This is a genomic window from Stenotrophomonas sp. STEN038 (genome assembly GCF_056759895.1).
Genome location: NZ_JBRRDW010000024.1, coordinates 51,811 through 69,266, shown reverse-complemented (window position 1 = coordinate 69,266; position 17,456 = coordinate 51,811). Strand labels below are relative to the sequence as shown.

17 protein-coding genes are annotated in these 17,456 nt (G+C 59.9%); 11 read left to right on the top strand and 6 right to left on the bottom strand.

Going from position 1 to position 17,456, the window contains the following annotated elements; genetic code table 11:
• Positions 1 to 218: 218 nt before the first annotated feature.
• Entirely contained in the window at positions 219 to 1,421 is a 1,203-nt protein-coding gene (locus ACVOLS_RS11720) for a pyridoxal phosphate-dependent aminotransferase (protein ID WP_481545756.1), read from the bottom strand.
• Positions 1,422 to 1,524: 103 nt separating this feature from the next.
• Here ACVOLS_RS11720 and ACVOLS_RS11715 point away from each other — a divergent pair, with 103 nt between their 5' ends.
• From ACVOLS_RS11715 to xerC, 6 genes are read left to right on the top strand one after another with little or no spacing between them, the layout of a single operon-like run.
• A complete protein-coding gene (locus ACVOLS_RS11715) occupies positions 1,525 to 3,633 on the top strand; it encodes a S9 family peptidase (protein WP_481545755.1) in 2,109 nt (702 codons plus the stop codon).
• An 18-nt stretch (positions 3,634 to 3,651) separates the two neighbouring features.
• Positions 3,652 to 4,071, top strand: a complete 420-nt coding sequence (locus ACVOLS_RS11710; RefSeq protein WP_481545754.1) for a YbaN family protein — start codon at positions 3,652 to 3,654, stop codon at positions 4,069 to 4,071.
• A 52-nt stretch (positions 4,072 to 4,123) separates the two neighbouring features.
• Entirely contained in the window at positions 4,124 to 4,357 is a 234-nt protein-coding gene (lptM, locus tag ACVOLS_RS11705; RefSeq protein WP_481513634.1) for an LPS translocon maturation chaperone LptM, read from the top strand.
• Entirely contained in the window at positions 4,350 to 5,201 is an 852-nt protein-coding gene (gene dapF / locus ACVOLS_RS11700; RefSeq protein WP_481545753.1) for a diaminopimelate epimerase, read from the top strand. The genes lptM and dapF overlap by 8 nt, the downstream gene beginning before the upstream one ends.
• Positions 5,198 to 5,875, top strand: a complete 678-nt coding sequence (locus tag ACVOLS_RS11695; RefSeq protein ID WP_282269553.1) for a DUF484 family protein — start codon at positions 5,198 to 5,200, stop codon at positions 5,873 to 5,875. The genes dapF and ACVOLS_RS11695 overlap by 4 nt, the downstream gene beginning before the upstream one ends.
• Positions 5,876 to 5,891: 16 nt before the next feature.
• On the top strand, positions 5,892 to 6,770 hold the full coding sequence (gene xerC, locus ACVOLS_RS11690) for a tyrosine recombinase XerC (RefSeq protein WP_481545752.1): 879 nt from the start codon (positions 5,892 to 5,894) through the stop codon (positions 6,768 to 6,770).
• Positions 6,771 to 6,979: 209 nt separating this feature from the next.
• Here xerC and ACVOLS_RS11685 read toward each other — a convergent pair whose 3' ends face one another.
• From ACVOLS_RS11685 to ACVOLS_RS11670, 4 genes are read right to left on the bottom strand one after another with little or no spacing between them, the layout of a single operon-like run.
• Positions 6,980 to 8,170, bottom strand: a complete 1,191-nt coding sequence (locus ACVOLS_RS11685; protein ID WP_481545751.1) for an ABC transporter permease — start codon at positions 8,168 to 8,170, stop codon at positions 6,980 to 6,982.
• Positions 8,151 to 9,095: an ABC transporter ATP-binding protein gene (locus ACVOLS_RS11680; protein WP_481545750.1), complete on the bottom strand. Its 945-nt coding sequence runs from the start codon at positions 9,093 to 9,095 to the stop codon at positions 8,151 to 8,153. The genes ACVOLS_RS11685 and ACVOLS_RS11680 overlap by 20 nt, the downstream gene beginning before the upstream one ends.
• Before the next feature lie 21 nt (positions 9,096 to 9,116).
• Positions 9,117 to 10,028, bottom strand: coding sequence for a HEAT repeat domain-containing protein (locus ACVOLS_RS11675; protein WP_481545749.1), 912 nt, complete (start codon positions 10,026 to 10,028; stop codon positions 9,117 to 9,119).
• Positions 10,012 to 11,010, bottom strand: a complete 999-nt coding sequence (locus ACVOLS_RS11670) for a hypothetical protein (RefSeq protein WP_481545748.1) — start codon at positions 11,008 to 11,010, stop codon at positions 10,012 to 10,014. The genes ACVOLS_RS11675 and ACVOLS_RS11670 overlap by 17 nt, the downstream gene beginning before the upstream one ends.
• A 232-nt stretch (positions 11,011 to 11,242) precedes the next feature.
• Between ACVOLS_RS11670 and ACVOLS_RS11665 the strand changes: the two genes are divergently transcribed.
• From ACVOLS_RS11665 to ACVOLS_RS11650, 4 genes are all read left to right on the top strand, one after another.
• On the top strand, positions 11,243 to 11,590 hold the full coding sequence (locus ACVOLS_RS11665; protein ID WP_481545747.1) for a hypothetical protein: 348 nt from the start codon (positions 11,243 to 11,245) through the stop codon (positions 11,588 to 11,590).
• Between the two features lie 483 nt (positions 11,591 to 12,073).
• Positions 12,074 to 13,117: a helix-turn-helix domain-containing protein gene (locus tag ACVOLS_RS11660; protein ID WP_481545746.1), complete on the top strand. Its 1,044-nt coding sequence runs from the start codon at positions 12,074 to 12,076 to the stop codon at positions 13,115 to 13,117.
• 93 nt (positions 13,118 to 13,210) lie between these two features.
• Positions 13,211 to 14,422 (top strand): nuclear transport factor 2 family protein, encoded by a 1,212-nt coding sequence (locus ACVOLS_RS11655; protein WP_481545745.1) that lies wholly within the window; start codon positions 13,211 to 13,213, stop codon positions 14,420 to 14,422.
• A gap of 190 nt (positions 14,423 to 14,612) precedes the next feature.
• Positions 14,613 to 15,944 (top strand): S41 family peptidase, encoded by a 1,332-nt coding sequence (locus ACVOLS_RS11650; RefSeq protein WP_481545744.1) that lies wholly within the window; start codon positions 14,613 to 14,615, stop codon positions 15,942 to 15,944.
• 121 nt (positions 15,945 to 16,065) lie between these two features.
• Here the strand turns inward: ACVOLS_RS11650 and ACVOLS_RS11645 are convergent, their stop codons facing one another.
• Positions 16,066 to 16,854 (bottom strand): hypothetical protein, encoded by a 789-nt coding sequence (locus tag ACVOLS_RS11645; protein ID WP_481545743.1) that lies wholly within the window; start codon positions 16,852 to 16,854, stop codon positions 16,066 to 16,068.
• Positions 16,855 to 16,992: 138 nt separating this feature from the next.
• Between ACVOLS_RS11645 and ACVOLS_RS11640 the strand changes: the two genes are divergently transcribed.
• Positions 16,993 to 17,418, top strand: coding sequence for a hypothetical protein (locus ACVOLS_RS11640; RefSeq protein WP_481545742.1), 426 nt, complete (start codon positions 16,993 to 16,995; stop codon positions 17,416 to 17,418).
• Positions 17,419 to 17,456: the final 38 nt, after the last annotated feature.

The following is a 17,456-nucleotide window of genomic DNA, read 5'->3' as shown; positions in this document are numbered from 1 at the left end:
GAGAAGGGAATGTCGAAAGCCAAATCCAAAGCCAAAGCCATAATCATAACCAAAACCAAAACCAAATCCAAAGCCAAAGCCAAAGCCAAAGCCAAAGCCAAAGCCAAAGCCAAGCCATTCCTCCTTGCTGCTTGAGGCCTCGCTTCTACCCCCTCCCTTTCGCCGCAGGCGAAGGGGAGGGCCGGGGAGGGGTGCCTTTAGCCTTTCGCTTTTAGCTCTCAGCCAACCTTCCCAGCCAACCAACTCTCCAATCCCCGCCCAATCCGCTCCACCGCCTCCTGCAAGCGCCCAACATCCTGCGTATACGCAATCCGCACATGCTGGTTGGCGCGGTAGTTCCCAAAATCCAGGCCAGGCGTAAACGCCACATGCTCGGTCTCCAGGAAGTGCGCACAAAACGCCTGCGCATCATCGGTGAACGCACTCACATCGCAGTACAGGTAGAACGCGCCCTGCGGCTCCACATCAATCCGGAACCCAAGCGCCCGCAACGCCGGCAACAGATAATCCCGCCGCTGCCGGAACTGCTCACGACGCTGCTCGAAAACCGCAATCGTCTCCGGCTCGAAACACGCCAGTGCCGCATGCTGCGCCATCGACGGCGCGCTGATGTACAGGTTCTGCGCAAGCTTCTCCAGCTCGGGCACCGCGCGCGGCGGTGCCACCAGCCAGCCAAGGCGCCAACCAGTCATGCCGAAGTACTTGGAGAAGCTGTTCAACACGAAGGCTTCGTCATCCACTTCCAGCACGCTGGGCGCATCAAAGCCATAGGTCAGCCCGTGGTAGATCTCATCCACCACCAGATGCCCGCCGCGCTCCTTCAGTGCGGAAGACAAGCCAGCCAACTGCCGAGCATCCAAAGTGGTGCCAGTCGGATTGGCAGGCGAAGCCACCAACGCCCCAACACTGCCAGCATTCCAGTTGGCCGCAATCGACTCCGGAGTCAGTTGATAGCCACTCTCCGGCCCAACCGGCACCAGCTGCGCTGCGCCTTCCACCAGCCGCAGGAAATGCCGGTTGCAGGGGTAGCCAGGGTCGGCCAGCAGCCAGTGCTTGCCCGGGTCCACCAGCAGGCTGGAGGCCAGCAGCAGTGCGCCTGAGCCACCCGGGGTGACCAGAATCCGCTCCGGGTCGATATCCAGCCCGTAGCGCTGGCCGTAGAAGCCCGAAATGGCCTGGCGCAGGGCTGGCAGGCCGCGCGCTGCGGTATAGCGGGTATGGCCAGCGGCCAATGCGGCCTGGCCGGCACGTACCACCGGCTCGGCAGTGGTGAAATCGGGTTCGCCGATCTCCAGGTGGATTACGTCATGCCCTTGCTGCTCCAGCGCGTTGGCGCGGGCCAGCAGCGACATGACATGGAAGGGCGCGATCTCCTGACTGCGGCGGCTGTATGGGGCGTGTGGGGTGTGGGGCGTGTTCATCACTGCATGATAGGCGCCGTTGATGGCAGCGGGGCAAGCGCCGGGCATGGCACACTGTGGCCTGCTGCACTGGATGCACCACCGTTGTTCCGGAGCGAACCTGATGAAACCCCTTCTTTGCCTGTTGGTTGCAAGCCTGATGATCAATACCGCCGCCGCGTCCCAGCCCACCCCGCCTGATGTTGAAAAGCGTCCGCATACGGTGACCGCGCCGTTCGGTGCGCAGCGCGAGGATGCGTATTACTGGCTGCGCGACGACGAGCGCAAGGAGCCGGCGATGCTGGCCTACCTCAACGCCGAGAACGCCTATACCGACGCCCTGATGGCGCCGCTCAAGCCGCTGCAGGACAAGCTCTACGCCGAGATCGTCGGCCGCATCAAGCAGGACGACGCCAGCGTGCCCTACCGCGAGCGCGGCTACTGGTATTACACCCGCTACGAGACCGGCAAGGATTACCCCATCCACGCCCGTCGCAAGGGCGATATGCAGGCACCGGAAGAGGTGTTGCTGGATCTCAACGTGCTGGCCGAAGGCAAGGGTTACTTCGGCATCGACGACATGGACATCAGCCGTGACAACCAGCTGCTGGCCTTCGCCGAAGACGCCGTCGGCCGCCGCCAGTACACCATCCGCTTCAAGGACCTGGCCACCGGCAAGATGCTGGACGACGTGATCGAGGGCGTGTCGGCCAATGTGATCTGGGCCGATGACAACCGCACCCTGTTCTACGTCGAGAACGACCCGGAAACCCTGCTCACCGTGCGCGTAAAGAAGCACGTGCTCGGCACCCCGGCCAGTGCCGACGTGCTGGTCTATGAGGAGAAGGACGACAGCTTCTACATGGGCATCGGTCGCACCCGCGACGACCGCTTCATCACCATCGGCGTGGACAGCACCGTGTCCTCCGAGCTGCGTTACACCTCGGCTGCCAACCCCGGCGAGTTCACCGTGCTGGCCAAGCGCGAGCGCGACGTCGAATACGACGCTGACCACTACAACGGCCAGTGGGTGATCCGCACCAATGCTGATGGCGCCACCAACTTCAAGCTGGTCACCGCGCCGGAAGGTGCCACTGATCGCAAGCAGTGGAAGGATTGGGTCAAGCATGATCCGCAGGTGCTGATCGAAGGCTTCGAACTGTTCGACGGCTATACCGCCATCGCCGAGCGCGCCGAAGCGCTGGAACGCGTGCGCCTGCTGTTCGCCGATGGCCGCAGTGAGTTCGTCAAGGCTGATGAGCCGGCCTACTCGATGGGCTTGTCGGTCAACGCAGAACCCGATACCGAGTGGCTGCGCTACAGCTACACCTCTCTAACCACGCCGGCCACCACCTACGAACTCAACGTCAAGACCGGCGAGCGCCGCCTGCTCAAGCAGCAGCCGGTGATCGGCTATGACCCGAGCAAGTATGAAACCGAGCGCGTCTGGGTGACCGCCCGCGATGGCGCGCGCATCCCGGTGTCGCTGGTTTACAAGAAGGGCTTCAAGAAGGACGGCACTGCCGCCTTGTACCAGTACGCCTACGGCAGCTACGGCATGTCGATGGACCCCAACTTCAACCAGAGCGTGGTCAGCCTGCTTGATCGTGGCGTGGTCTACGCCATCGCCCACATCCGTGGCGGCCAGGAAATGGGCCGCAGCTGGTACGACGACGGCAAGCTGCTGCACAAGCAGAACACCTTCAACGACTTCGTCGACGTCACCCGCGCGCTGGTCGCACAGGGCTATGCCGCCAAGGACCGCGTCGCGGCCTCGGGCGGCAGCGCCGGTGGCCTGCTGATGGGTGCGGTGGCCAACCAGGCCCCGGGCGATTACCGGGTGATGGTTGCGCAGGTGCCGTTCGTCGACGTGGTCACCACCATGCTCGACGCCAGCATCCCGCTGACCACCAACGAGTACGACGAGTGGGGCAACCCGGAGCAGAAGCCGTATTACGACTACATGCTCAAGTACTCGCCGTACGACAACGTCACCGCGCAGGCCTATCCGTCGCTGTTCGTCGGCACCGGCCTGTGGGATTCGCAGGTGCAGTACTGGGAGCCGGCCAAGTGGGTGGCCAAGCTGCGTGACGTCAACACCGGCAGCCAACCCATCGTGTTCCGCACCAACATGGAAGCCGGCCACGGCGGCAAGTCCGGCCGCTTCCAGCGTTACAAGGAGCAGGCCGAGTCCTTCGCCTTCGTGCTGGGGCAGCTGGGCCTGGCTGACTGACGCAGCCGGGCCGTAGCGATGCCTGATACGCCGCCGCGTGATCCTCCCGATCCACGCACACGCCCACCGCGCCTGCGCTGGGCGTGGTGGCTGCTGGCCTATGTGAGCCTGGGCGTGGGCATCGTCGGCATCTTCGTGCCGGGGCTGCCCACCACCGTCTTCGTGCTGATTTCGGCGTGGGCGGCCTCGCATGGCTCCGAGCGGCTGCACCGCTGGCTGCTGGACCACCCGCGCTTCGGTCCGGCCATCCGCGACTGGCAGGCGCACGGCGCGGTCAGCCGCAAGGGCAAGTGGATGGCCAGCCTGACCATGCTGGCCTGCGCCCTGATCACCCTGTGGTGCGTGCCGCTGGCCTGGGTGAAATGGACCTCCATCAGCATCATGGCCTGCGTCTGCCTGTGGCTGTGGCTGCGCCCCTTGCCCCCCGGCGAACGCTGAACAGGGTGAGATCGCGGTTCGGACTTCATGGTCCAGTGGCTATACTCGGGGGATGAACAAGACGTCCCGTTTCCTGATTCTCATCCCGGCAGCCTTCCTGCTGCTGGGTCTCAGTGCCTGCGGCAACAAGGGCCCCTTGGTAATGCCGCAGAAGCCGGTGCCGATCGAGGAACAGGAAGTCACCCCGGCGGACCAGCCCGCCACTGAAAAGACCGATCCGGCCGCCGACAAGAAGGCGGACGAGGCCGTGGAAGACGGAACCGGTGGTGCTGGCGTAAATGGGTAAGTCGGCAACAGGGCGCATGCGCTTCAGCAAAATGCATGGCGCCGGCAATGCTTTCGTGGTGTTGGACCTGCGTGACGGCAGCGCGCCGCCGAATGCCGAGCAGGCAGCGCTGCTGGCCGACCGCCACCGCGGCGTGGGCTGCGACCAGATCCTGACCATCGAAGCCCCGCGCAGCGAAGGCGCGGTAGCGTCCTACCGCATCTGGAACTCAGACGGCTCCACCTCGCAGCAATGCGGCAACGGCGCGCGCTGTGTGGCCGCCTGGCTGGTACGCGACGGCGCCGCACAGGGCGACGACTTCATCATCGACAGCCCCACCCGCACCCACGCCGTGCAGCGCCTGGCCAATGGCGAATACGCCATTGCCATGGGCAAGCCCGAATTCGAGCCTGAGCAGATTCCGCTGCTCGGCTTCCCGCGCGCGCGCGAGGAATACATGACCTCGCTGCAGGGCGAGAACGTGCGCTTCGGTGCCGTATCGATGGGCAACCCGCACGCGGTGCTGGAAGTCGGTTCGGTCGACGCCGCACCGGTCGAGCGGGTAGGGCCCTTGCTGCAGCAGAACCCCTCGTTCCCGGAATCGGTGAACGTCGGCTTCGCCCAGGTGATGGATGCCGGCCACGCCCGTCTGCGCGTCTACGAGCGCGGCGTCGGCGAAACCCTGGCCTGCGGCAGCGGTGCCTGCGCGGCCGCGGTAGTGCTGATGCAGCGCGGCCGCCTGCAGCGCGACGCCTTGATCTCCTTGCCCGGTGGCGACCTGCGTATCCAATGGCCGGCAGACGATGCCGAGATCGTGATGTCCGGCCCGGCAGCATTCGTATTCGACGGAGAGTGGATGGGATGAACGACACAGTCGAGAAAATCGGTGCCCATGAAGTCGCGGCCTGGCTGCGGCGTCATCCGACCTTCCTCAAGCAGTTCCCCGATCTGGCACTGACCATGGTGGTGCCGCGCGACGACGGCCCCACCGCCTCGCTCGCCAGCTACCAGCTGGAAGTGCTGCGCGACAAGAACCGCGAGCTGTCGCGGCGCTTGGCCGACCTCGGCGCCAACGCGCAGATCAACGAACGCCTGGCCGTGCGTACCCACCAGCTGACCCTGGCGCTGATGCGCCAGACCAGCGCCGCCGACACCCTGCGCGCGATGGCCGCTTCGCTGGAAGAAGATTTCGCCGGCGACCTGGTGCGCATCGTCTCCTTCGACGACGTGCCGGAACTGGCCGAAGCACCGTGGCTGCAGGTCATCGCCAAGGACGACGCCAAACTGGCGCCGTTCCACGACTGCCTGCAGGACGGCGAGCCCATCTGCGGCCGCCTGCAGCAGGAAAAGAACGACGTGCTGTACGGCGAGCGGGTCAATGAAGTGTCGTCCACCGCATTGTTGCCGCTGCCGGGCGTTGGCCTGATCGCGGTAGGCAGCTACGACCCCAACCGCTTCTATCCCGGCATGGGCACGCTGTTCCTGCGCATGATGGGCGAATCGCTGGTGACGGGCCTGCAGCGCTTCCGCAGCGCCTGAGTGGAGTGACGCGGCGATGAGCGCCGTCCAGGCATTCCTGTCCTATCTGCAGGTCGAGCGCCGCATGTCGGCGCACACGCTGGACGCCTACCAGCGCGACCTCGCCGCGCTCACGCAATGGTGCGAAGCGCATGAAGTCGCCGATCCGCAAACCCTGCAAGGTGACCAGCTGCGCGAGTTCATAGCAAGCGAGCACCGCCGCGGCCTGTCGGCAAAAAGCCTGCAACGCCGCCTGTCGGCCTGCCGCAGCTTCTACGCCTGGCTGCTGCAGAACAACGTCATCGACAACAGCCCCGCCGCCGGCCTGCGCGCGCCCAAGGCACCGCGCAAATTGCCGCAGGTGCTGGACGCCGACGAAGCCGTGCAGCTGGTCGAACTACCCACCGACGCACCGCTGGGCCTGCGCGACCGCGCGCTGTTGGAACTGTTCTATTCCTCAGGCCTGCGCCTGAGCGAACTCTGCGCCATGCGCTGGCGCGACCTCGATACCGCCACCGGCATCGTGCTGGTGCACGGCAAAGGCAATCGCGAACGCACCGTGCCGGTCGGCTCGCATGCAATGAATGCTTTGCAGGAGTGGCGCAAGGAAAGCGGCGGCACCGGCGAGAAGCCGGTATTCCCAGGCCGTAGCGGCGGACCCATCAGCCAACGCGCCGTGCAGATCCGCATCAAGCAACTGGCGCAACGCCAGGGGCTGTTCAAGAACGTGCACCCGCACATGCTGCGGCACAGTTTCGCCAGCCATATTCTGGAATCCTCAGGCGACCTGCGTGGCGTACAGGAGCTGCTGGGGCATGCGGATATTGCGACCACGCAGATCTACACGCATCTGGATTTCCAGCATCTGGCCAAGGTTTATGATGCTGCGCATCCCAGGGCGAAGCGTAAAAGCTGAGCTTTGCAAGAATCCGTTCATGCCAAGAGAGCGGGTGCGGTGCGAGTCTACTGGTTTCCGCTGTTTGTGCGCTCCAGAGTTGGTTGTTGATGAATACTGCGTAATTTTCCCAGAAGATCGCGGCGGGTCGCTTTTGTGTCAAATTCCGGTTTCTAGATGAAATGAATCCGCTTGCTGACTTACTTTTGGGCTGCATATAGCACTTTGCGTCATTCTGGTGAGCGGGCATCCTCATATTTTTTTGTTTGGTTTGCCTCACTTCCTTCTCCCCGCAATACGGCTTCGGCGAAGACGTTAATGGCGACGTGACGAAGGGCGATGGAAGAGGTAATGACCAGGATTATCGAAAGTATGATTTCCCAACTGGATGCTGTCTCCGAAATGACGCGAAGCGGCATCGCGAAAGGCATTGTCGGTGGGAGGAATGAAAGGACGACGATAAAGCCGTTGTCAGGCTCCTTCGCGCCGCCGAGGCAAAGCAGAAGGCAGCTCATTGGCAGTAAAATCAATGTATTTCTTATTGGAGAGGTGGCATTTGGAAGTAGCGCTGAGGCAACGGAAAAAACAAGGCTCCAGAGCAGCAGTCCGAGTGCTCCGCTTGTTAGCGCGATCAATAGGTGAGGCCAGTCTCTCGCCGCTGCGTAAACATGAGACATATTCACGATTCCCAACATGGTCGCTGCAATGGTCCCATATGTGGCGTAACAAACTATTGTTTTGAGTCCGTGTAGGCCGGCCGCGATTATTTTTCCGTCTATCCAGACTGCCGGCGTGATAGCTGCCAAAATAATCTCGCTGATTCTTCCAAACTTCTCGCCTGCTATTCCTTGCATTATTATGGCGAGGGCGGAGATGACTCCCATGACCGTTAATATCATTATGCAGATGGAAATCGAGTAGCTGCTGGAGTCTGTGGCTTCCTTGGTTCCTTTTGTGGTGTATGGTAGCAGTTGAGGGGGGCGGGCGATCTTGTTGAACTGTTCCTCCGATACCCCTTCGCGTTGTGAGCTGATCTTTATAAAGATTGGTGTAAAGCTCTCCTTAAGTGCATCGTGCCAGTGTACGGCGTTGCTTGTGTAGAGGCGATACACTGCCGGTTCTTGCTCCGCCAGCAGGCCATCCAGTTCGCCGCTATCAACTTTTCTGAAGGATTCTTCTTGCGCCCCGGGGGGGATTGGGACGAAATTGAATCGTTTGGACGACGAACTTTTCAATAGGCGAGTGTCCGAGGTCTCAATTCCAATATTGATGCCAACTGGTGTGGATAGCAGCATCAATGCGTCGCCGCCGAAGCGAATAATCGCTATCAGTACGAGGATAGAAAGGCTGATGATCTCTCCCTTCATATCAAAGAACTTCAGAAATTCGAAGCGCGCCACGTCAAAGACTCTGCGGTCCATTCTGGACTCCGGATCGGTTGGGTGTTATGGCGGATATGTAAACCTGGTGGAGGTCGGGGCGCGTGAATTCGATGTCGAGAATCGCGTGGTGGCAGCCTATTTCTGCTAGTGCTGCAGTAAAAGAGCTGAGGCTTATGTTCGGGAAATTGATTATTAATCGATTCTCTCGTTGCGCCGTCACGCTATGAGGGGGGAGATTGCTGAAGTCTGGAGCGAGTCCCGGTTTGATTAGTACAGTGATGGATCGTGGCGAGGTTTCTCGATTATCATGACGAGGCTTCCCAAAGCCACTTATCATTGAGGTGCGCCCGCCCTGAATGAGCGCCACGCTCGAGGCAATCCGTTCAACCAGTGCCAGCTGATGAGCGGAAATTAGAATCGCGGTACCTGCTTTTGCGCGCTCAATCAGTATGTCAGAGACGAAGTCCTGATTTACAGGGTCCAGGCCGGAAAACGGTTCATCAAGTACGAGAAGGTGGGGGGAGTGCATCAGGCATGCGGCAAGCTGCAGTTTTTGCTGATTCCCTTTCGACAAGGATCTTACCTTCTCGTTTCTTTTGAGATAGAGGTCGAGGCGGTGGAGCCAGTATTCCAGAAGCTCGGGAATTTTCGAGGTTCTGATCGCGCGTAGACGCGCCCAATATTTCAAAAGCTCCACCACGTCGACGTCTTGGTACAGACCTCGTTCTTCCGGTAAGAACCCAAAGTGCTCTTTGGGGAGGGCGCTGTGGATGGTTTGACCGCGCCATAGAACCTGCCCGGCATCCGGCCGAGTAAGCCCGGCTATGATGCGAAATGTCGTCGATTTTCCAGCTCCGTTTGGTCCAATGAGCGCTACTATGCTGCCCTGCTCAACGACAAGCGATGCGCCATCAATAGCCGCAGTATTGCCAAAGCTCTTGCTTACTGACTCAACCTGTAGCAATTCGGTACCCCTGTTCGCGATTCAAGTGAGAGCTTCGATTTCAGCCGTTCGAACCTGGCGCCAGCCGCGGAGAAACGCGGAGTCACTTTTGCGCACCGCCGACCAGATCTGTAAAGCTTCCTCTGTTCCTGAAGCGGTATTGGCTAGCGCATCAAATGCGGCGAGGCGAATGCGCTCGATCTCGTGCCTTGCGGCGATGTGCCTGAGGACTTCTTTGTGCTCGTCACTTCCCAGGGCCGCCGCAGCACCGAATAGAGATCCCGCAGATGTGCGGTTGATCAGTGCTGAGATTCTCCCGCTGCTCAAGTCAAATGCATACTGATCCATCATGGAAGCTCTTATGGAGTTTTCCATGATGTTTAGAGAAATAGAAAGCGAATCAGGCGGTAGTTGGTTGTGTATATCAGTGAAGGCGCGATATAGGAGGATTTTGCCCTTGGAGAGGTTGCTTCGCTCAATGTACCTGAGGTCGACGCTTTCGCCCTTGACACCATTGCATTCGTCGTAATCATATTCGTAGTAATCGCTACCATAGCCTGGGCCGTGGTAACCAATGGTCAGAAAGTTGAAATTGTGATCATGAGGTTTGTTGTAAAAAAATGGATCGGTGCCGCTGGTCTTTACCACCTGATCGGCAAGGGCAGGCCACAGGCAGGCTCGCAAAAAGAAGGGTTGTCCGCTCCGTTGCGGAGGATAGATCATGAAAACCTGTGCGGAGTAGCTATTTGAAGTCTGGAGATTTCGATAGTTCTTCAGCTCGGAGCAGACCATTTCTGCGAGGAATTCTCTATTGTTCGACAATTGCTTCAGTGCTGTAGATGCTGACGCCAATGAATCCTGGTCCATAGGTTGAATTCTATTTTCAAATAGAAATTCGATCAGTTCCCCAAGTTCGATCGAAGTGTTGTCGTCGGAGCTAATTTCTATCGGCATGGTTGTTTGCCTTGATCAATGCGACGGTTTGCGCGGCCGCTTCACGGACTTGGGGGTGCAGGTCGTGATCTACCATGTGGTTAAGGATAGGGGTGGACGCGGAAATATCCATGACAAGTGACTCCCGCATGGCATGCCATCGCACAAAATGATCGGGATGTTTCGTTGCTATATCGATTAGCTGTTCTACACCCATGTGCCAATCCAGCTCTCGAAGGAGAGTTGCGAGGAGCTGTACACGGGAGGACTTCATGTCCGCTGCGGTGAAGGAATGAAGGTTTCCTTTCATGTCGTAGTGAACATTAACCGCCGTTCTCGGGGTGTTGCGAGTTGCAATGGTGAATACGATGGGGGACTCGCAGCTGGCGATGGACAATCCGGTCGAACCGCCTTCAAGGAATAGCATGTCGCCATCGGTGACTTTCTTGTCTGGCCGTTGATGCATTTCGCGGAAGGAAAGAGGGTCTTCGCGATTGAAGGGTTCTGCCGTCCACAGATTCAGCGTAGCGTTCCCACCTTTTATGAACCTTATAGCCGAGTCCGTGCCCTGCATGGTTATGCCAGACACTCTGGCCTTGTTCTTTCGCGACTTCTTGATTCGATGTGCGATTGGCCCAATCGAAACCAATGAAACGCGTAGGTGTTCGCTGTCAAATAGCACAATCCCGGTGAGTGCTTCATTGTCGATCGTTCTCGCCGTTGTGGCGTAGAGGGGCCTGCTTGCGAATCGAAGCAGTTCCTCCGATATCAGTACATCAATTCGATCTTCTGTTATTAGAGACAACGCTTCGTAAAGTTTGGGGCGCACCGTGTCAGCGCTTTGCGCTTCGCCCAGGGATTCGGCGATTGAGCTCATCGGGGCGATTACGCCAAGCGATTCCAGTCTTCCCTCCAGCCCCAATGTTTCGTTTGATAGCCTGAAAAACTCCTTCTGGTTGCTGAGGTCGTTGCAAATAGTCAGGATCTTGGCCGGATTTTTCATCGCATTGCTCGCTGCTTCGAGCCGACGCAGGTATCAACCTGCGCCGACGATTGCCTAGTGGAGCTGTTGATTGATGAAGACACCAGCCACGACCCCGAGTGCGAAGCATGCTGGGCCGACCGAGTCATCAAAGCCGGCATTGCCGTGAATTGCGACCTCTCGAGCGAGTGTTGGAAGCTCGTTTATGTTTGACATTTGTGGCTCCATTTATGCAAGGACCGCAACGATTACCATGACGACCACGCTTACTGGCTCGATGGTCGATTCAAGTTGTGAACTGCCATTGATGCCTACGTCAACCGGTAAGCTGGATATGAGTGAGGTAATTGCATGCTGCATTGGTTCCTCCTTTTCGAAAGGGATATTCCTGAGCGTCGCGAATATGAAGCCAGCAGCAGGCGGTCACTGCGACGTGCTTGTTTTATATGTGCTGAGAAAATTTCGCAAAATGAGCGAAGTCGATCATGTATGCAGTGGCTTGGTGTTGCTGGTGCGTACAACTCCTGTATTTCAAGTAGTTCTGGGCACGGCGGTGGGAGATTCCCACATTAGTTTGTTGGATTGTCTTCCCTGTGATTGATCCGTAGTTCTGACTTGTCCGCGCGAACTCATGGAGGTCGTTGAGCGCTGTGTTTGCAGTGCTCGCCGCACTCTGCGTGTCCGTATGCGGCCGAACACAGGATGGCTTTGGAAGCTAACTCCACCCTTTGAGAGCAGGCGTTGCTGGTAAATAGGTGCCATGCATGGGGGCGGTTACTGCAGGCTCGTCGGAGCCAAGCCATTCCAAAGCCCGTAGCTACTTTTCTTGAGAGGCAATCGCCTAGCGCTTCATGCGAATCGAAGCGAAGTCTTCAAACAATCGCAGGGCATATAACCCCACCTCCGGCTGGATCGCACCAGCGAGGGAATCTCGATTGATCGGTGGCTTTCAGCTCAACCTCAGGGTTTACGCGTTGGTCTTGGCGCCTGCTATCCCCGATGACGGCACAGCCAGAAGCAGACATACTTTTACGCGCTGGATCCAACCAGACCCATCCGCTTCGTCCCGAGCACCCACGCACCCATGCTGACCTCCTACCTGCTGTTCTTCTTCGCTGGCTTGGGCGTCTTCAACGGTGCGGCGTTGTCGGTCTACCTGCTATGCCGACAACCCGTACGCCCTGCCCAGCGCTGGCTGGCGGCCTTGGTACTGATGCTGAGCCTGCGCACCGGCAAGTCCCTGTTGTTCTACTTCTGGCCCGACATCTCCAAGCTGGTTCTGCAGGTCGGTTTGACCGCCTGCTTCTTCATCGGCATCTGCCTGATCGGTTTCGTGCGGGCCTGGCTTGATCCCGATGGCCGGCATACCCGAAACGATGCGGCAATTGCCGTGGGCTTGCTGGTGCTGGCGGCTGCCTTTGGTATCGCTTGGCCGTATACCGATAACTTCTGGCTATGGGCTGGGCCGGTGTGGGCCTCCATCCAGGTGATCTGGCTGATATGTCTGGTGGTGGCAGCAGGGCTGTTCCTGCGCGGCGGCAAGCAAGATCGCGCCGAGGCGGCGCCCGGTGCGCTGAGTCGCAGCCATGTGCTCTCGGTGATCGTGGGCGTGGGCGTGATCTGGTTGGCCTATGCCACCTCCGGCTTGACCTCGTACATTGTCGGCGCGCTGTCGTTCTCGCTGGTGTTGTACCTGAGCATCAGCGTTGCGGTTGCCCGGCGTAAGCCTGCTCCGGTCGCCGAGCCTTACCGCGACCGCAAGATCGCGCCCAGCGAAGCCGAGGCGACCTTGCGCGCCCTGCATGCGCTGATGGCCGACGAGGGCCTGTACAAGGACGCGGGCCTGACCCTGGCCAAGCTGGCCAAGCGGCTCAACATACCTACTGCCCGCTTGTCGCAGCTGCTCAACGACAACCTCAAGACCGCCTTCAAGCCCTACCTGGCGCAGGTCAGGATCGAAGCGGCCAAGCAGTTGCTGCGCGCGCAGGCGTCGGCATCGATGGACGATGTGGCGGAAGCGTCCGGCTTCCTGTCCACCTCCACCTTCTACAGCAGCTTCAAGAAGGTGGAAGGGACCACGCCTGCGGCGTGGCGGCAGGCCCAGTCGCGCTTGGCGGCCGACTCCTGAAACGTGTTTGGTGAGTCCGCAAACACGCTTCAGTAGATTGATTCGTAAAGGAATTCCGCAGACTTCGGGGCACCCATCCTGCGGAGTCTCTTCATGTCAGTAACGCGTTCCAAGCCGGCCACTGCCGGTGTGATGTCGCTGCCAGCACGCCTCATCCGATGGTTCGCCGTGGCCAGCCTGGCGCTGTGTTTCGGCGGGCTTGCGCATGCCGATCCAGGCGCGGATCAGCGTGAGATCTCCGCAGTCATCCAGGACTATCTGCGCGGCAGTTCCTACAACCAGCGCGATCGGCTCAGTCGGGCCTTCCATCCCGATGCGCGGCTGTACCTGAGCCAGGGCACGGACGGCATGCGCGAGGTGGGCATCGCCGAATACACCAGCTGGTTCGGCAAGGAGCCGGGGCTGTTCAATGGCCGTGTCGGTCGCCTGCTCGGTATCGAGATCGAAGGCAATATCGCCACCGCCAAGGCGGAGATTCTGGTCAGCAAGGATCAGGCGCGCTTCGTCGATCTGTTCCTGCTGAAGAAGCTGGAAGGGCGCTGGCTGATCATCAGCAAGACCGCCACCCGCGAAACCGCACCCGCCCATGGCCGCCAGGTGCTGCTGGCGGTGTCCAATGTGGACACCATGCCCGGCACTCGCCTGAGTGCGGGCAATAGCTTCTTGGAGCTGATCCATGCCTATGCGGACTTCCGTAAGGCCGGCTACGGTGTGCAGTTTGTCAGCCCGGAAGGCGGCGCCGTGCCGCTGGCTTACATCGACACCAGCAACCCCGAGCACAAGGCCAGCATCTACGACGCCGACCTGATGTGGGCGCTGTCCAATACGCGCCGGCCCGACGAGGTGACCGCCAGCGATTATGCCGCGCTGATGTATATCGGCGGCAGTGCTGCGATGTATGGCGTTGCCGAGCATCCAGGCATGCAATGGTTGGCGGTGCGCATCTATGAGCAGCGGGGCGGCATCGTCTCGGCGGTCTGCCACGGCAGCGCAGGGCTGGTGAACCTGACCCTGTCCGATGGCTCCGCGCTGGTCAGCGGAAAGCGTGTCACCGGCTATCCAGACGCCTACGAGGACATAAGCGCGGCGTACTACAAGACCTTCCCGTTCTCGATCGAGCAACGCCTGCGCGGGAGCAAAGGCCAGTTCAGCTACGGCGCACGCGGCACATCGCATGTGGAAGTTGATGGTCGGCTCATCACTGGCATGAACTGGGAATCCACCCGTGGTGTGGTGGCAGCGATCATCCAGCGCTTGGAGGCTGATAGTGCTGCGCTACAGAACGAAACCCAAGCGGGTGGTTGAGTAACTGTAGCCAAGCCGGAGTGCCCGTTGCTGGATGGGAGCGGGCAGGATCGATGACCATTCCGGATGAAGGCAGTTCCAGCCCATCGCTTGCTGCACATCCGGCATCCATAACCTGCTCGCAAGTCTTGTGGTGAATGCGAAGCGTCTGAACTAGGATTGCGCTTCAAGTCGAACAAGGCAGTTGACTATGCATCGCTTGGCCTTTCTGCTTTCTATTGCGTTCTTCAGCGGCTGTGCCCAGGCGGATACGGCTTGGCGGGGCACCAGCACCCAGTCGCTGGTCAGCGGCTCAGGCGATATATCAAATGCCGGCGGCGCAGCAGTGACCTTGTCCGCCGAGTCGACGGGTGCAAATCAGTTCGTCGGTGCCATCACCACAATTGACGCGGCGGCCTTTCAAGGGCGGGAAGTAGTTCTCACCGGCACGCTTCTGGTCAAAAGCGGCACCGGCAACGCTGCGCTCTGGGTCCGCGCGGACGGCCCCGAAGAGCCGTTGGCCTTCGCAAGCACGGGTGACCAGCCTGTGCGCCTCAATGAGGGTTCCCAAGCGAGAGAGGCCCGGCTTTACATTCCGTCTGGGGCGACCAGTCTCAAGCTTGGGGTGACACTTTCGAGTGCTGGGCGTGTAGATGTGGAGCACCTCACGCTCAAAGCCGAGAGTGCAGCCCAGAGCAGCGTGTCTGCTTATGACATGCTCGATAACGCCATTTCCATCATTCGCGCGAACGCGCTGAACGCAAACCGTGTGGATTGGGCGTCCGAGCAGAAGTCACTTCTTACCCCAGACTTGAAGAAGCTTCCCGCACAGGAGGCGTACAGCAGGATCCAGACGGTTTTGACTGCGCTTGCAGACCGACATAGCTCCGTGCAGGCGCCCAGTGCCGTTTCGACCTATCGCGCAGGTGCAGTCGCGACGCAGGCCATGGAAGCCAGGCCAATGCAGGACATCGGCTATCTGTTGGTGCCGGGCCTGCGCGGCTCTGATCCCAAGGCCGGGGATATCTTCAGCACCGAACTTTGTGAGCACATCGCAGGCTTGGCAAGGACGGCGAGCAAGGGCTGGATCATCGACCTTCGTGACAATACGGGGGGCAATATGTGGCCGATGATCAAGGGGCTGAGGCCACTGTTGGGTGACGCCGATCTTGGTGCATTCAGGGACCGCAATGGTGTAGCAACGGCGTGGCGCGCCCAGCCTTCCAAGGGGTGCGATGTCGATCTTTCCCACAGCCGCGTCGCGGTGCTTCTGGGTCCCAGGACGGCAAGCTCCGGCGAGGCGGTGGCTGTTGCCTTCCAAGGCCGCCCTATCACCAGCTTCTTCGGGCAGCCAACGGCGGGACTCTCGACGGCCAACCAGTCGTTTGCGCTTCCCGACGGAGGCGCTATTGCATTGACGACAGCGGTATTTCTCGACCGTACGGGAGTTGCGTATCTGCAAGGTATTCAGCCGGAAAATCCCGTGCCCCGCGAACAAGATGCAGTTGCAGCAGCGGCAGCATGGTTGCGCTCGCAGCCTTGATGGTGTGCTGCCGGCTGGAGCACGAAACCGGGGTCAGAGTCGAATTGTTCGAACTCGGTTTCCGATGCTCCCCTCGCAGGGCCATGGCCTGACGTCGTGAGCAAGCAGAAACCTCGAGCCTTCAGTTGACAGCTGGAGGTGACGCCGTGCTGCTCATTGGCGCATAGAGGCCGTCATAGCCGGGTATCACTCCAACTGCTGGCAGGTAACCCCGCTTGTCGCCAACGTGCCGATTGCCCGCGATCGAGGTGACACCGCATTCCGGCACACAGACCCAGGCTGTGCCGGCCGGCCCGCGCACATAGAGGCTGTGTGGGTTCAGGTCGGACAGCAGGTATCCGGCTGGCTCATAGTCGGGTGCCGACTGTCTGCCCTTTTCGCGACTGGCATGGACGTTCCCCAGCAGCGCAATCACTGCGGGCACGGCGTTGTGTGCTGCCCTGATGCGCGTGGCCATGCCGGCGTCCCGCGATCCTGGCATGCTATCGTCGATGGCCAGCACGCTGATTCGTGCGCCTTCCGCAAGCAGTGTTCGCAGCCGGTGCAACAGTTTCAGCATGGCCGCGCTGGATCGCCCGTCCTGGGGCTGGCGTGTCCAAAATTGGCTGCCTAGAAGTGCCGCCTGGTCCGCATCGGAACCCTTGCTTGCCAGGAAGTTGTCCAGGCTTGTCTGCTCTTCGATTGGAATCTCCAGCGCGACTACCACTGGATTTCCTGACGTTGCGCTGGCGCAGGCCAGGTCGCCAATCAGTGCTGGCGCCTCGTTGGTGCCATGGACCTCACCTACGAGCAGCAGGCCCGCAGAGGGCATGTTCAGAGGCCAGCTGCAGTTGGTGTTCTCATTGGCTGAAGCAACGTCATTTGCGAATGCACCTGACGCCAGCAGCAGAAGTGGAAGGAGTGACTTCATGTCGAGACCCTTTGTCGAGATGCATCCGTGGCACGCCGTCACTGTATACGGTTGCGGCCGACTGCCGTCTTTGTGGAACAGGCAAGGGACGTATGATGCAGGACTTGGTTTTCCTTCGCTTGATCGCTCGGCATCCCCATGACCAAACTGCTCATGACAAGAATCGATGTGCCCGGCTGGGCACGTCCGTTTGCAATGGATATCGATGCGGAGTTCGGCGCGCGGCTCCATCAGGCCGATTCTCAGATGGCTGAGATCCATGCCGCTGCTCATCAGCTGGTCCAGCGTTACGTTGACGAGGTGGCGGACGACATGCTGTTCCCCGACAAGGGGAGAATGACCGGGGATTACTACGTTTCCGAGCTGCGTTGTGACGTTTCGAAGACTGATTCTTTCCAGGAGGCTGGAGCGCACCGGCTAAGCCTGTTTGTGCGATGTCTGGAACATCCCTTCGTGCAACAGCAAACAGATCTCGACTACCTCGGGCTGGAGGTGCATTTCCTCTGGAACGAGGAAAGCACAAGGTTCGAAGCTACCGGCGATATCGATTCAAGTTCGATCTGAGCAGGCCGGTGCTAAGTGACCATCTGATTTGAACTGCC